At 71.1% G+C, this 15423-nt stretch carries 12 protein-coding genes; 6 read left to right on the top strand and 6 right to left on the bottom strand.

Annotation, left to right across the window (positions count from 1 at the left end; translation table 11 throughout):
• Positions 1-64 precede the first annotated feature (64 nt).
• Together sufB and G4G93_RS18845 are read right to left on the bottom strand one after the other, a co-directional pair.
• A complete protein-coding gene (gene sufB, locus G4G93_RS18850; RefSeq protein WP_165086256.1) occupies positions 65-1534 on the bottom strand; it encodes a Fe-S cluster assembly protein SufB in 1470 nt (489 codons plus the stop codon).
• 68 nt (positions 1535-1602) lie between these two features.
• Complete coding sequence (locus tag G4G93_RS18845) at positions 1603-2778, bottom strand: cysteine desulfurase family protein (RefSeq protein WP_165086255.1); 1176 nt, start codon at positions 2776-2778, stop codon at positions 1603-1605.
• A 255-nt stretch (positions 2779-3033) separates the two neighbouring features.
• Between G4G93_RS18845 and G4G93_RS18840 the strand changes: the two genes are divergently transcribed.
• A complete protein-coding gene (locus G4G93_RS18840) occupies positions 3034-3690 on the top strand; it encodes an alpha/beta hydrolase (protein WP_048436017.1) in 657 nt (218 codons plus the stop codon).
• Between the two features lie 114 nt (positions 3691-3804).
• On the opposite strand, the gene G4G93_RS18835 is transcribed toward G4G93_RS18840, so the two are convergent.
• Positions 3805-4758, bottom strand: a complete 954-nt coding sequence (locus G4G93_RS18835; RefSeq protein ID WP_165086253.1) for a polyphosphate kinase 2 family protein — start codon at positions 4756-4758, stop codon at positions 3805-3807.
• A gap of 95 nt (positions 4759-4853) precedes the next feature.
• Here G4G93_RS18835 and G4G93_RS18830 point away from each other — a divergent pair, with 95 nt between their 5' ends.
• Both G4G93_RS18830 and G4G93_RS18825 read left to right on the top strand, forming a co-directional pair.
• A complete protein-coding gene (locus G4G93_RS18830; protein ID WP_165086252.1) occupies positions 4854-5447 on the top strand; it encodes a histidine phosphatase family protein in 594 nt (197 codons plus the stop codon).
• Positions 5448-5624: 177 nt separating this feature from the next.
• Complete coding sequence (locus tag G4G93_RS18825) at positions 5625-9707, top strand: Pls/PosA family non-ribosomal peptide synthetase (RefSeq protein WP_165086251.1); 4083 nt, start codon at positions 5625-5627, stop codon at positions 9705-9707.
• 137 nt (positions 9708-9844) lie between these two features.
• On the opposite strand, the gene G4G93_RS18820 is transcribed toward G4G93_RS18825, so the two are convergent.
• Positions 9845-10234 carry a DUF3775 domain-containing protein gene (locus tag G4G93_RS18820; RefSeq protein WP_165086250.1) on the bottom strand — a complete coding sequence of 130 codons (390 nt, stop codon included), beginning with the start codon at positions 10232-10234 and terminating at the stop codon, positions 9845-9847.
• 132 nt (positions 10235-10366) lie between these two features.
• Between G4G93_RS18820 and G4G93_RS18815 the strand changes: the two genes are divergently transcribed.
• Complete coding sequence (locus G4G93_RS18815) at positions 10367-11116, top strand: sulfate transporter family protein (RefSeq protein ID WP_165086248.1); 750 nt, start codon at positions 10367-10369, stop codon at positions 11114-11116.
• 10 nt (positions 11117-11126) lie between these two features.
• Here the strand turns inward: G4G93_RS18815 and G4G93_RS18810 are convergent, their stop codons facing one another.
• Positions 11127-12368, bottom strand: a complete 1242-nt coding sequence (locus G4G93_RS18810; protein WP_165086247.1) for an FAD-dependent oxidoreductase — start codon at positions 12366-12368, stop codon at positions 11127-11129.
• A 121-nt stretch (positions 12369-12489) separates the two neighbouring features.
• Here G4G93_RS18810 and G4G93_RS18805 point away from each other — a divergent pair, with 121 nt between their 5' ends.
• Positions 12490-14112 carry an isovaleryl-CoA dehydrogenase gene (locus G4G93_RS18805; protein WP_165086246.1) on the top strand — a complete coding sequence of 541 codons (1623 nt, stop codon included), beginning with the start codon at positions 12490-12492 and terminating at the stop codon, positions 14110-14112.
• Positions 14113-14232: 120 nt separating this feature from the next.
• Here the strand turns inward: G4G93_RS18805 and G4G93_RS18800 are convergent, their stop codons facing one another.
• Entirely contained in the window at positions 14233-14628 is a 396-nt protein-coding gene (locus tag G4G93_RS18800; RefSeq protein ID WP_165086245.1) for a DUF2306 domain-containing protein, read from the bottom strand.
• Positions 14629-14722: 94 nt separating this feature from the next.
• On the opposite strand from G4G93_RS18800, the gene G4G93_RS18795 reads away from it, so the two are divergent.
• Complete coding sequence (locus G4G93_RS18795) at positions 14723-15271, top strand: TetR/AcrR family transcriptional regulator (RefSeq protein ID WP_165086244.1); 549 nt, start codon at positions 14723-14725, stop codon at positions 15269-15271.
• Positions 15272-15423 lie beyond the last annotated feature (152 nt).

Below are 15423 nucleotides of genomic sequence, written 5' to 3'. Positions count from 1 at the left end.
ATCCGTTGCAATGAATTCAGGGCGTTGGGCGGCTTCCGGCAACGAGCCGGAAGCCTGGAGACGATCAGCCCACCGAGCCTTCCAGGCTGATCGAGATCAGCTTCTGGGCCTCGACGGCGAACTCCATCGGCAGTTGCTGCAGCACGTCGCGGACGAAGCCGTTGACGATCAGCGCGGTCGCCTCCTCCTCGGAAAGGCCGCGCTGCAGGCAGTAGAACTTCTGGTCCTCGGAGATCTTCGAGGTGGTAGCCTCGTGCTCGAACACCGCGGAGGCGTTTTTCGACTCGATGTAGGGCACGGTATGCGCCCCGCACTGGTCGCCGATCAGCAGCGAGTCGCAATTGGTGAAGTTGCGCGCGCCCTTGGCCTTTTTGTGCGCCGAGACGAGGCCGCGATAGGTATTCTGCGACCGGCCGGCCGAGATACCCTTCGAGATGATCCGGCTCGTCGTGTTCTTGCCGAGATGGATCATCTTGGTGCCGGAATCGACCTGCTGCATGCCGTTCGACACCGCGATCGAGTAGAACTCGCCGCGGGAATTGTCGCCGCGCAAGATGCAGGACGGGTACTTCCAGGTGATCGCCGAGCCGGTCTCCACCTGCGTCCACGAGATCTTCGAGTTCGCGCCGCGGCAATCGCCGCGCTTGGTCACGAAGTTGTAGATGCCGCCGCGGCCTTCCGCGTCGCCCGGGTACCAGTTCTGCACCGTCGAGTATTTGATCTCGGCATCGTCGAGGGCGACGAGCTCGACCACCGCGGCGTGGAGCTGGTTGTCGTCGCGCTTCGGGGCGGTGCAGCCCTCGAGATACGAGACGTAGGAGCCTTTGTCGGCGATGATCAGCGTGCGCTCGAACTGGCCGGTATCACGCTCGTTGATGCGGAAGTAGGTCGACAGCTCCATCGGGCAGCGCACGCCCGGCGGGATGTAGACGAACGAACCGTCGGAGAAGACCGCCGAGTTCAACGTCGCGAAGTAGTTGTCGGTCACCGGGACCACCGAGCCGAGGTACTTCCGCACCAGCTCGGGATGCTCGCGCAGGGCTTCCGAGATCGGCATGAAGATCACGCCGGCCTTGGCGAGTTCCGCCTTGAAGGTGGTGGCGACCGAGACCGAATCGAACACCGCATCCACGGCGACGCGACGCTCGGGGGCGATGCCCTCCAGCACCTCGACCTCGCGCAGCGGAATGCCGAGCTTCTCGTAGGTCTTCAGGATCTCGGGATCGATCTCGTCGAGCGACTGCGCCGCCTTGCGCTTCGGCGCGGCGTAATAGTACAGCTCGTCGTAGTTGATCTTGTCGTACTCGACTCGCGCCCAGTTCGGCTCCTTCATGGTGAGCCAACGGCGATAGGCGTCGAGGCGCCATTCGAGCATCCACTCCGGCTCGTCCTTCTTGGCCGAGATGAAGCGGATCACGTCCTCGGAGAGGCCCTTCTCGGACTTCTCCATCTCGATCGTGGTCTCGAACCCGTATTTGTACTGATCGACGTCGATGGCGCGGACGCGATCGACCGTCTCCTGCACTGCAGGCATACCCGTCTCCTACCGCTGACGGCTTCAAGGGCCGCGAGGTGATGACACGGCCGGAATGGGCTGCATCCTCATGCGGCCCGTTCCCGGCGCTTATATAGGGACGAAACCAGCCGATCGAAGGCCGCGAGGAACCTTTCCCCGTCGTCTTGCCGACTGTTCCACCCCAAACTCACGCGCAGCGCCCCCGCGGACAGGGCCGGATCGACCCCCATCGCCGCGAGCACGCCGGAGCGCGAAACCTTTCCCGAGGCGCATGCCGCCCCGGACGAAACGGCCACGCCGTCGAGGTCGAGGGCGATCAGGGCCGTCTCGGCCTTGAGCCCCGGCACCGCCAGGTAGAGCGTGTTGGGCAGGCGCTCCGCCCCCGCCCCGAACACGACCGCATCGGACGCCCGCGCCCGCACGCCCGCCTCGATCCCGTCGCGCAGGGCCGCGAGGCGGGTCGCTTCCCCGGCAAGAGCCGCCCGCGCCGCCTCGGCCGCGATCCCGAAACCGACGATGCCGGGCACGTTCTCGGTGCCGCCGCGCAGGCGCGCTTCCTGCCCGCCGCCGCGGACGAGACCGGATTCGAGGGTCGCGCCCTCCCCGAGCACGATGGCCCCGACCCCCTTCGGTGCGCCGAGCTTGTGGCCCGAAAGGGTCATCGCATCCAGGCCGGTTATATTGTGCGCGACCGAAATCCGTCCAGCGGCCTGGACCGCGTCGCTGTGGAGCAGGGCGCCGTGCTGGCATGCCAGCGCCGCAACCCTCGCCAGGGGCTGGATCACCCCGGTCTCGTTGTTGGCGACCTGGACCGATACCAGCGCCGTGATGCCCCGAGCCGCCAGGGCGGCGAGCCGGGCCTCGAGCTCGTCGAGGCGCATCACCCCGTCGGCGTCGACCGGCAGGAACTCCGTCGCCTCGGCCGGGAAGCCGTGGCCCTGGAGACAGCAGGGATGCTCGGTCGCGCCGATCAGGAGCCGGGTCGGGGCCGGCAGGCCGCGCCGGCGCAGGGTTCCGGACAGGACGGCGTTCGCCGCCTCGGTGCCACCGCTGGTGAACACCACCCGGGCGGGCGCCACCCCGGCAAGGGCCGCCACCCGCCCCCGCGCCGCCTCGATGGCGGAGCGGGCGGCACGGCCCTCGCGGTGGATCGAGGACGGGTTGCCGGGAAGCTCGACGAGCGCGCGCGCGACCGCCTCCGCCACCTCGGGCCGCAGGGGCGAGGTCGCGTTGTGGTCGAGATAGACGCGCGCGCGCTCCATGCGCTGAATTCCTTTGCCTTTCCCCCCGGGGGCCGTGCTAAGGCCCGCACCGGACACGTGTAGTCAGATGGTGCGTGCTCGCCGGCGCGGAGCGCGGGATTGCGGCACCCGGTTGTTTAGAACGGTTCTAATCATTTAGAACCGTTCTAAGGGTGCTTTTATGGGAGACGGGACCCGAGTCAAGCTGCGGACCAGGTCTCCCCACCCGCGCCATCGCCGCACTCACGGACCGTTGAAGCCGGAAAGAGGTCGTTCATGCCCGAGGTCATCTTCGCCGGTCCCGCCGGTCGGCTGGAGGGGCGCTACCAGGCGCCGAAGCAGAAGGGTGCTCCGATCGCCATCGTGCTGCATCCGCACCCGCAATTCGGCGGCACGATGAACAACCAGATCGTCTACAACCTGTTCTATACGTTCGCGAATCGCGGTTTCGCGGCGTTGCGCTTCAACTTCCGCGGCGTCGGCCGCAGCCAGGGCTCGTTCGACCACGGCGTCGGCGAGCTGTCGGACGCCGCCGCCGCCCTCGACTGGGTTCAGGCGGTCAACCCCGAAGCGCGGGCGTGCTGGATCGCCGGCGTGTCGTTCGGCTCCTGGATCGGCATGCAGCTGCTGATGCGCCGCCCGGAGATCGAGGGCTTCATCTCGATCGCCGCGATGGCCAACCGCTACGATTTCAGCTTCCTCGCCCCCTGCCCGTCCTCCGGCCTGTTCGTGCACGGCTCCGAGGACCGGGTCGCGCCGGCCCGCGAGGTGATGCCGGTGATCGAGAAGGTGAAGACCCAGAAGGGCGTCATCATCGAGCACCAGATCGTCGAGGGCGCCAACCACTTCTTCGACGGCAAGGTCGACGAGCTGACCCAGACGGTCGACACCTACCTCGACAAGCGGCTGGGCAAGCGCGACGAGGCGGCGTGAGGAACGCACATCCGCGGGCCGAGCCGGTCCGCGGGTTCATGAGTACCTCCCACCCGCACCCTCAGGACGAGGGTGCGGGTGGGACGAGGGTTCCGATGCGGCCGGTCGATCCCGTCAATCCGGCACCGTGATCCCGCTCAGGTCCGCCTTCGGCTCCGGAAATTGCGGGTCCATCGCCTCGAGCGTGTCGGCGACGAGCCGTGCCACCGCGAGGTTGCGGAACCACTTCCGGTTCGCCGGGACCACGTGCCAGGGCGCGAGCCGCGTGCCGCAGAGCGTCAGGGCGTCCTGGAACGCCGCCTGGTAGGAGTGCCAAGCCTCCCGCTCGACGAGGTCGGCGGGGTCGAACTTCCAGTTCTTGGTCGGGTCGGTCAGCCGGCTCTCGAGCCGCTCCTTCTGCTCGGCCTTCGAGATGTGCAGGAAGATCTTGAGCACCGTGGTGCCCGAGAGAGTGAGCAGGCGCTCGAAGTCGTTGATGAGGTCGTAGCGCGGCCGCCACACCGACTCCGGCACCAGTTGCTTGACCCGGACGATCAGCACGTCCTCGTAATGGCTGCGGTTGAACACCCCGATCATGCCGCGGGCCGGGGCCTCCCGGTGGTAGCGCCACAGAAAATCGTGGTCGAGTTCCTCGGCGCTCGGCGTCTTGAACGACGAGACCTGACACCCTTGCGGATTCACCCCCTCGAAGACGTGCCGGATGGTGCCGTCCTTGCCGCCGGTATCGATCGCCTGGAGCACCACCAGCAGGCTGCGCTTGCGCTCGGCGTAGAGCCGTTCCTGCAGCGCCTGGATCCGGGCCCGCACCTGCGCCAGCTCGTCTTCCGCCGCCATCTTGCCGTCGGAGGAGCCCGGCGCGTCCGGATCGATCTCGTCGAGGCGGCACGGCGTCTCGGGCCGGCACTGGATCACGCCCGGCGGCGGCACCGGGACGGTCGCGCCGTGTTCGGCGAGGAAGCCCGGACTTGCCTGGGCCAGCGATCCGGCCTCGCTGGCCCAGGCCGCGGACGAGGGCCGCGGACGGCCGGGAAGCGAAACCGGCTTGTGTTTCGGGTTCTTCTTCGACATCGGGAGATTGGGGGCTCCGGCAGGGACAGCGGCGTGCGACGGATGGTGACGAGAACAACGGCGGGCAAGCGCGGCCGTTCCGAGGGACCGGGCCTGTGACCCGGCCGCCGATCTACTTCGTGCGCCACGGCGAGACCGACTGGAACGCCGAAGGCCGCCTGCAAGGCCAGCGCGACACGCCCCTCAACGCCAAGGGCCGCGGCCAGGCCGCCGAGGCCGGCGAGCGGCTGCGCGGCCTCATCGGCAGCGGCGTCGGCGACCTGCCCTACCTGGCGAGCCCGATGGAGCGCACCCGGCATACGATGGAGGGCCTGCGCGGCGCGCTCGGCCTCGATCCCGCCGGCTACGCGCTCGATCCGCGCCTGCGCGAGATCGGCTTCGGCGCCTGGGAGGGCCTGACCTGGAAGGAGGTGCGCCGCGCCGACCCCGCCCGGTCGCAGGTCCGCGACCGCGACCGCTGGGGCTTCTGCCCGCCGGGCGAGGGCGCGGAGAGCTACGCCATGGTGGCCGAGCGGGTGCGCCCGCTCCTCGACGCCCTCGACCGGCCGACGGTGATCGTCGCCCATGGCGGCGTCGCCCGCGCCGTCATGGTGACGCTGGGAGCGGCGAAGACCGAGGACGCACCCCATCTCGAGATCCTGCAGGGCCGGATCCTTGTGCTCGAGGGCGGCACGCGGCGCTGGGTCTGACGTCGCGTTTTGTCGCCGGCCGTGCCTTGAACCGGCCCCGGTTCTCGTCCACCTCCCGCCTGCCCGCCCGCGCCCTTCTCGGCGAGCGGGACAGATCCGCGCCGGATATCCGGTGATGCCGGCGTCGGGCCGGCGCCCACGCGTTCAAGGGCCCGCCCGGGCCAGCGGAGTCGCTTGATGAACCACACCGCCGGGACCGTCCGCCCGTCGAGCCACGCGGGGAGCCAGACGGCCCTGCCGCCCGCGGGAGCGGCGGTGCTGCGCGGCCCCGTGCGGCCGGATCTCATCCGCGACGAGGTGCTGGCCGAGATCTTTCGCGAGACGGCGCGGAGCCGGCCGGACCATACCGCGCTCGTCGACGCGGCGAGCGGCGGCGATTCGGCCTCGCGCTCTCGCCTGTCCTACGCTGCGGTCGACCGGCGCTCCGACGCGATCGCCGCGGGGCTGGCGGCGCGGGGCGTGAAGCCCGGCGACGTCGTGGGCCTGTGGATGGCGCGCTCGCCCGACCTGCTGGTGGCGCAGATCGGCATCACCAAGGCCGGCGCCGCCTGGCTGCCCTTCGACGCCGAGGCGCCCTCGGACCGGGTCGCCGTCTGCCTGAAGGATGCCGACGCCAAGGCGCTGGTCGTCTCGGGCGCCCTCAAGGACAAGGCGCCGACGGGTACCTGCCCGGCCCTGACCCCCGACGAGATCGCGAGCGCGGCGAACGGCCCGGCGCCCGACCTGCGCGCCGCCGGCCTGACGCCGGAGCACCCGGCCTACCTGATCTACACCTCGGGCTCGACCGGCGTGCCGAAGGGCATCGTCATCAGCCACCGCAACATCTGCCACTTCCTGCGCTCGGCCAACGACCTCTACGGTGTGACCGGCGACGACGTGGTGTTCCAGGGCGCCTCGGTGGCCTTCGATCTCTCGATGGAGGAGATCTGGGTCCCGTATCTCGCTGGCGCGACCCTGTTCGTGGCGAGCCCGGCCCAGATGGGCGACGCCGAGGCCCTGCCCGACATCCTGACCGAGGCCGGTATCACGGTCCTCGACACGGTGCCGACCTTGCTCGGGCTGATGACCAAGGACGTGCCGCGCCTGCGGCTGATCCTGCTCGGCGGCGAGGCCCTGCCCGAGCCGCTGATCACCCGCTGGGCGACACCGTCGCGAAAGCTGTTCAACACCTACGGGCCGACCGAGGCGACCGTGGTGGCGACCGCCGCCGAGATGAAGCCGGGCGATCCGGTCACGATCGGCGGGCCGATCGCCAATTACACCGCCTACATCGCCGACGAGGCGCTGAACCTCGTCGGTCCCGGCATGCAGGGCGAACTCCTGATCGGCGGGCCGGGCGTGGCCAAGGGCTACCTCGCCCGGCCGGAGCTGACGGCCGAGAAGTTCGTCGCCAACCCCTATGGCGGCGACGGCTCGGACCCGGTGCTCTACCGCTCCGGCGACGCGGTCTCGCTCGATCACGCCGGCCGCATCGTGTTCCACGGCCGCATCGACGACCAGGTGAAGGTTCGCGGCTTCCGGGTCGAGCTGGGCGAGATCGAATCCCGGATCCGGGTGCAACCCGGCATCGCCTCGGCGGCGGTGGTCCTGCGCCAGGATGACGGCGTCGACCGGCTGGTGGCCTTCGCGGTCCCCGAGCGGGGCGCGGAATTCGATCGCGGGCGCCTGCGCGCCGCGCTCGCCGAGACGATGCCGCCCTACATGATCCCGGCGCATTTCGAGGTGGTGGAGAGCCTCCCCGTCCTCGCCGCCTCCGGCAAGGTCGACCGCAAGGCCCTGCGCGCCGTAGCCCTCGCGGTGGTCGAGACCTCGGGCGAGCAGGAGGAGCCGCGCGACGAGACCGAGGAAGCCCTGCTCGCCGCGGCCCACAAGGTGTTCGGCAACCAGCCGATCCCGTTCGAGGCCGATTTCTTCGGCGATCTCGGCGGCCACTCGCTGCTCGCCGCCCGCTTCGTCTCGGCGGTGCGCGAGGTGCCGGCGCTCGCCGGCATCACCCTCCAGGACGTCTATAACGGCCGCACGCTCCGGGCGATGGCCGCGGCCTTGATCGAGCGGACCGGCGGCGCGGGGGCGGCCGCCGCGATCCACGACCTCTCCTTCGAGCCGCCGCCGCTCCGCCGGCGCTTCCTGTGCGGATTGGCGCAGGCCCTCGTGCTGCCCTTCATCATCGCGCTCGCCACCGCGCAGTGGCTCGGCATCTTCGTCACCTACCTGCTGATCACCGGCGGCGAGCTGGGCTTTTTCGCCGAGATGGCGGTGCTCCTGCTCGTCTATATCGGGCTCAACGCCGCCACCGCGCTCATCGCCATCGCCATGAAGTGGCTGGTCCTCGGGCGCACCCGGCCCGGGCGCTATCCCCTGTGGGGCACCTACTATTTCCGCTGGTGGCTGACCCAGCGCCTGACGCCGCTCGTCCACGTCAAGTGGCTCCAGGGCTCGCCGATGATCCGCATCTACCTGCGGCTGCTCGGCGCCAAGGTCGGCGAGGACGCGCTGATCTCCGACATCGAGATCGGCGCTCCGGACCTCGTCAGCATCGGCCGCGGCGCCTCCCTCGGCGGCCGGCTGACGCTGGCCAATGCCGAGGTGGTCGGCAACGAGCTGGTCATCGGCCGGGTCTCGATCGGCGACGACGTCGCCATCGGGACCTCCTGCGTCGTCGGCTACGACACGAGGATCGAGGACCATGCGGAGCTCGCCGACCTGACCACGGTGCCCTCCGGCACGCGGGTCGGCCGGGCCGAGGCCTGGGACGGCTCGCCCGGGCGCAAGGTCGGCATGGTCGACGTCTCGCACCTGCAGCCGGCGCCGGAGGCCTCGCCCCGGCGGCGGGCCGTGTTCTTCGTGATCTACGCGGTGCTGCTGGCGGCGATCCCGGCGGTCGGCCTTCTGCCGATCTTCCCGGCCTTCTACATCTTCGACCAGATCAGCGATTCGCTCGCGACGATGACCGACGTGGATTACCACGTCTACCTGCCGCTCCTGACCTGGCCGACGGCGATGCTGATGACCGCCGGCACGGTCGGGCTGATCGCCGGCATCCGCTGGCTGGTGCTGCCGCGCCTGCGCGAGGGCAGCTATTCGATCCATAGCGGCACCTACCTGCGCAAATGGGCGGTGGCGCTCGCCGCCGAGGTGACGCTGGAGACCCTCTCCTCGCTCTTCGCCACGGTCTACATGAGGGCCTGGTACCGGCTGATGGGTGCCGGGATGGGCCAGGGCGCCGAGATCTCGACCAACCTCGCGGGCCGCTACGACCTCGCGGAGGTGGGACCGCGCAACTTCATCGCCGACGAAGTGGTCTACGGCGAGGAGGAGGTACGCCGCGGCGTGATGGAGCTGGCGCCCGTCCGTACCGGTGCCCGGGTCTTCGTCGGAAACGACGCGGTGGTGCCGCCGGGCGCGATCATCCCGGACGACGTGCTGATCGGCATCAAGTCGAAGCCGCCGGCCAACGACCGCATGGCGCCGGGCGAGACCTGGTTCGGCTCGCCGCCGATCAAGCTGCCGTCCCGCCAGAAGGTCGATCTCGGTCAGGCCCAGACCTTCGAGCCCGGGATCTGGCCGCGGGTCCGCCGCGGCGTGTTCGAGGCGTTCACCTCCTCGTTCTCGCCGATGCTGTTCATCACCTTCGCCATCCTGGCGATCGATTTCGTGTTCTACCCGGCGATCCTGGCCGGCGACTGGGGCGGCCTCGCGGTCAGCTTCGTCGCCACCAGCGTGGTGATCGCGGTGCTGCAGACCCTGGTGGTGATCGCCGTCAAGTGGCTGCTGATGGGCCGCTACGAGCCCGGCATGCACCCGATGTGGTCGTGGTGGGCGATGCGCACCGAGGCCGTCGCGGTGATGTACTGGGGCCTGGCCGGCAAGGTGCTGCTCGAGCACCTGATGGGCACGCCGTTCCTGCCCTGGGTGTTGCGCCTCTTCGGCACCCGCACCGGCGAGGGCGTGTGCATGCTCGCCACCGACATCACCGAATTCGACTGCGTCACCATCGGCGACTTCGCCTCGGTCAACCGGATGTCGGCGCTCCAGACCCACCTGTACGAGGACCGGGTGATGAAGGTCGGCCGGATCGAGGTCGGCCGCGGCGTCAGCGTCGGCGCCTTCGCGACGGTGCTCTACGACACCAAGGTTGGCGACTACGCCCAGCTACGCCCGCTCACCATCGTGATGAAGGGCGAGACCATTCCGGCCAATTCCCGCTGGGAGGGCGCGCCGGCGGTGCCGGTGGTGCATCAGGCGCTGGCGGCGGAGTGACGGACAGCCCGTGACAAGGCCGTCGGCGCGCGTCTCGCTCCGATGGTTTTTCCACCCTCCTCGTCATCCCGGGACCGCGCAGCGGAACCCGGGATGACATCGTGGACGTCGGAACCGCCAGGGCAGGCCGAACGGGCCTACACCTCGGAGTTCAGCCCCAACGCCGCCAGACCCTCGTCGAGCAGGTCGCCGACATTGGGGATCCCGAGCAGGTAATCGGCGGTGCGGGTGCCGGCGGCCTCGCGCTCGCGGGCGAGGCGGACCGCGTCGGGGAATTCCTCCGGCTCCATGTCGCCGCGGCCGACGAACAGGATCGCCACCAGTTCGGCGCGCTCGTCGTCGTTGAGGCCGGCGATCATCTCGCGCAGCTCCTCCTCGGTCGCGTCGTCGGTGCCGTCGACCAGCACGTCCCGGGCGCCGTCGTCGATCGGGTTCGAGCCGGAATCGGGATCGCTCAAGCCCTCCTTCACGTCGAGGGCCCGGGCCCGCAGGATGAACTCACTGACCTTCTCAACGGCGATGTCCATCGGTCGAACCTCCTTGTGACGCACGCGACGTTTGGTGCAGCCTCAACCCGCGAAGCGCGGCGCGGTTCGCCCCTGGACGGCGAGGGCGTTCGACATCAAGTGTGCGGCGGCGAGTTCACGCCCGAGGTCCCGATGCTGATCAATTCCGCCTTCGCGGCCCTGCGGCAGGTCTTTTCCCCGCCGCTGCGCCAGATCCTGTGGAAGTCGCTCGGCCTCACGGTCGGGCTGCTGGTGCTGGTGTGGTTCGGCCTCACCAAGGCGATCGCGGCGCTGATCGCCGCGCACCCGATCTCGACCGACTACGCGATGGTCAACGCGGTGGCGTCTTTCCTCGCCGGAGCCGGGCTGTTCGTCGGGCTCGCCTACATCCTGCCGCCGGTCTCGATCCTGGTGGCGGGCTACTTCCTCGACGACGCCGCGGCGATCGTCGAGCGCACCGATTTCCCGGACGAGGTGCCGGGCCGGGCGATGCCGCTCGGGCAGGCGATGCTCTATACCCTGCGCTTCGCAGCACTCGCGCTCGCCGTGAACCTCGCGGCGCTGGCGCTGCTGCTGGTCCCGGGCATCAACGTCGCGGCGTTCTTCCTCGCCAACACCTACCTGCTCGGCCGCGAGTATTTCGAGCTCGCCGCCGCCCGGTTCCGGCCGCTGCCCGAGGCCGGCGCCATGCGGCGCCACCACACCGCCACCGTGATGCTCGCCGGCGCGCTCCTCGCCGGGCTGATGCTGGTGCCGGTCGTCAACCTGATCACGCCGCTCTTCGGCATCGCCCTGATGGTCCACGTCCACAAGGGCCTGAGCCGCGACCGGCTGCTGCGGGCGCCGGCCACCCGCCCGCCCCTGGCCATGGACCGCGACCGGATCGACGCGACCCGGCGTTGAGCCGGATCCCTCAGCCCGGGGCCGGAGGCGCCTGGACCACCGGCGCCGCCGCGGCGAGGATGGCGGCGCGGTCGCCGCCGGGGGGCGGGTAGATCCGGCTGCCGTTGATCGTCCGCTTGACGGCCTTGGCCGCCGCCCCGACCGAGACCAGGTGCTCCCGATCCCATCCCGCCGTGTAGGCGGCGCCCCAGGGACCGAGATCGAGGACCGTGACATAGTCGGGCGCCGCGAAGGGCAGGCTGTCCTGCCGGCATCCGGCGAGGTCGCAGACGGCGTTGTGGCCGGCGATCCGGCCCATCGGCCGGGCGTGCTGGCACGACATCACGGTGGCGTGGCCGGCGGCGTCGGCCCGCGCCGCCGCGACGTCGCCGGCGGCGAAGACCTCCGGCACGCCCTCGACCCGCAGGAACGCGTCGACCGGCAGCCGGCCGAGCGGATCGAGCGGAACGCCGAGCATTCCGGCGAGCGGACTCGCGCGCAATCCGGTGGCGAGCACGACCGTCAGGGCCGGCAGCCGCGTGCCGTCTGACAGGGTGACGCCGGCCGCGTCGATCGCCGCGACGCCGGCGCCGCCGCGATACGCAACGCCGGCCGCCACCAGGGCCTGCCGGATCGCCGGGCCGGCCGCGCCCATCGCCTGCCCGGCCTGGGCGGCGGGATCGACCAGCGTCGTGCCGACCGGGCCGGCGTCGCCCGCGTGGTCGCGGGCCCGCGCGAGGCGGGCCGGCAGCTCGCAGGCGATCTCCAGCCCGACGAGGCCGCCGCCGACCACGACCGCCTCCCAGCGGCCGGCGTGACGGCTTCCCGCCGCCGCGCGGGCGAGCCGCTCGAGATGGGCGGCGAGACGCTGGGCTCCCGCCAGGGTGTCGACGTCGAGGGCCGAATCGGCGCCAGGCACGTCGGGGCGCCGCAGCGCGCTGCCGGCGGCCAGGATCAGGCGGTCGTAGCCGAGGGCGACGGGCGTCGCGCCGACGGGATCGGGCTGCAGCACCACCCGGCACCCGGCCGGATCGACCGCCGCGACCGTCGCGTCGACATGCGCCACCCCGATCGGGCCGAGCACGTCGTCGTAGGGGACGCGCAGGGGCGCGAGGTCGGCCTCGTAGCAGCGCACCCGCACGATGTGGGACCGGCCGGGCGCCACCAGGGTGATGACGTCGTCGCGCCCGAGGGCGTCCCGGGTCCGCGCCGCCGCCGCGGCCGCCCACAGGCCGGCGAAGCCGCCTCCCACCACGACGATGCGCCCTGCCATCGCGGATCCCTCCCCGTCGGACCAGCCGTTCCTGATCGTAGCAGCGTGTCAGCCTCCGCCTCATCATCACCGAAAGGCGAGGGCCGTTGCGCCCTCCGCGGCCGCACGGCACCATCGCTGGATGACGACCGACACCCACGACGTCCTCAACCAGAGCCCGCCCTTCGGCGACGCGAACCTGTTCGCGGCCGATGCGGCCTTGCGGGGAGCGCTCGCGGCCCTCGGTACGCCGGCGGAGGCGGAGGGGCTTGACGCCTTCGGCGCCCGCTGGGGCTCGGCCGAGCGCCTCGAACTCGGCCGCCTCGCCAACGCGCATTCCCCCGTGCTGCGAACCCACGATGCGAGCGGGCACCGGGCCGACCGGGTCGAGTTCCATCCCGCCTACCACGCCCTGATGTCGGCGAGCGTCGCCGACGGCCTGCACGCCTCGATCTGGGACGGGGCCGACCCGGCGGGGCCGCGCCCGCACGGCCATCTCGCCCGGGCGGCAAGGGTGTTCCAAGTGGCCGGGGTCGAGAGCGGGCATCTCTGCCCGATGACCATGACGAGCGCGGCGGTGGCGGCGCTGGCGGCCGCGCCCGCTCACCTCGCCGCCTGGCTGCCGCGGATCGCGAGCCGTCGCTACGATCCGTCCTTCCGGCCCTGGTACGAGAAGGCGGGCGTCACCCTCGGCATGGGCATGACCGAGAAGCAGGGCGGCACGGATGTCCGCGCCAACACCACCCGGGCCGCGCCGACGGGCGGCGACAGCTATGCGCTCACCGGCCACAAGTGGTTCTTCTCGGCGCCGATGTCCGACGGCTTCCTGGTGCTGGGGCAGGCGCCCGGCGGCCTGACCTGCCTGCTGGTGCCGCGCCACCGGCCCGACGGGTCGGTCAACGCGCTGCACCTGCAACGCCTGAAGGACAAGCTCGGCAACCGCTCGAACGCCTCGTCGGAGGTCGAGTTCCGGCAGGCCTTCGGCTGGCGGATCGGCGAGGAAGGCCGCGGCGTCCCGACCATCCTGGCGATGGTGCAGCTGACGCGGCTCGATTGCGCGGTCGCCTCGGCGGGCCTGTGCCGCATGGCCCTGGTGCTGGCATTCCACCACGCCCGTCACCGCCGGGCGTTCGGCAAGCTCCTCGTCGACCAGCCGGCGATGCGCCGGGTGCTGGCCGACCTCGCCCTCGACAGCGAGGCGCAGACCGCCCTCGTCATGCGCCTCGCCGCCGCCTTCGACCGCGGCGAGGGGGTGCGCGCCCGGCTCCTCACCCCGGCGGTGAAGTACGCGGTGTGCAAGGCCGCGCCCGGCTTCGTCCACGAGGCGATGGAGGCGGTCGGCGGCAACGGCTACGTCGAGGAGAGCCCCCTGCCCCGGCTCTATCGCGAGGCACCGGTCAACGCGATCTGGGAGGGCTCCGGCACCGTCATGGCCCTCGACGTGCTGCGCGCCGCCGCCCGGGCGCCGGAGGAGGCGGTCGGCCTCGTGGCCGAACTCGCCGAGGACGCGGAGGGGCTGCCGGGCGTGCGCGAGGCGCAGGCCGATATCGTCGCGGCGCTCCGGGCACCCGATGCCGAGGCCCGTTCCCGCTTCGCCACCGGCCGCCTGGCGGCCCTCGCGGCCACGGCGGCCCTGGCGACCTGCGCGCCGCCGGCCCTCGCCGAGGCCTACGCGGCGACGCGGCTCGCCCGGGAGCGCGCGACGTACGGCGCCAACGGGGTCGGAGCGGTGACCGAGCTGATGCTGGGGCGGGTGCTTGCCTGAGAGCCTTTGTCGATGGGCCTCGATCAAGCCTACCGCGTCGCTCCGGGCTCCGCTGCGCGGCCTTCGGAATGACGCGAGGACGCCAGTATCGCCGGGAGCAGGCGAACAGGATCCGAGACTTCACCCGAACACGACATGCCCCATGATCCGCCCCGGCATCAGCGTGAACAATCCGGTGATCACCAGTGCTCCGAGATAGAGGCCGATCATCGTCCAGCGATGGGCCGCCACGTTGCCCCGTCGCGCGTAGAGCACCGCGCGCACCAGGGCGACGAGCGTGAACAGCGACAGGAGGTGGATCCAGCTGAACGGCCCGAACTGGCGCAGGCCCGAGATGCCGAAGGAGCTGAGCGCCACCACGGCCATCAGCCCGACCCAGAGCTTGCCCATCTGCCGATGCCGTCCCCCGCCCCGCGGCAACCCGAACTGGAGCGCTCCGAGCCCCAGGGCGGCGAGTGCCGCCGCAGCGTGGAGCTGGATCACCGGGGAGGCATGGAGGAGCGGCTGCACGGTCATGGCCGGACACCTTGCGCGGCTCGCGAGCGCGGCGGCTTGCGGCCCCTCTGGACAAGCCTATGTTGGCAGGCGCAACATACAGGGAATGTGGGCGTTGTCAACATCTGGCGAGGGGACGTACCATCATGGCAACCTGCGCCGCAGCCTGATCGCGGCGGCGCAGGCTCTCCTGCGAAGCGGCGGGATCGAGGCCGTCACCCTGCGGGAGGCGGCGCGGCAGGCCGGGGTGTCGCACAACGCGCCCTACCGGCACTTCCCGAGCCGGGAAGCCCTGCTGGCGGCAGTCGCGGCGGAGGGGTTCCGGACCCTGCACCGCACCCAGTCCGATGCGGCAGCGGAGGTCGATCCGGCGGACCGGCTCAAGGCGTTCGGACGGGCCTATCTGCGGTTCGCCGCGGAGGAGCGGGCGACCTTCCGGCTGATGTTCGGCGGCACACTCGACCCGGCGGACCATCCCGAGCTGGCGGCCGTCGCCAGGGGAACGTTCGGCGCCTTGGTGGCCGTCACGCAGGAGGACGCCACGTCCGGCAAGGGCATCGTCGGCCGGGACGCCTTGCGGGCCTGGGCCCTGGTCCACGGCCTCGCCCATCTCGTCGCCGACCGTCAGATCGACACCGCGCAGGCGGAGGCCTGCCTGATGTAGCGCCACGCTCGCTGTGGATTGTTCGCCTGCGAATGATGCAGCCTAAAAATAGGGCATTTTCGCTGGGCGAAATCCGCATCCCGAGATCAGTCAGGAGGCAGCGCTCAGTTGGCAGGGCTCTTGCAGCCACCTTCCCGTCAAACACCGACGGG

The sequence above is a fragment of the Methylobacterium sp. DB0501 genome (assembly GCF_011043735.1).
Lineage (GTDB): Bacteria > Pseudomonadota > Alphaproteobacteria > Rhizobiales > Beijerinckiaceae > Methylobacterium > Methylobacterium alsaeris.
The sequence above is the reverse complement of the archived record's forward strand: the minus strand, read 5'-3'. Positions and strand labels throughout refer to the sequence as shown.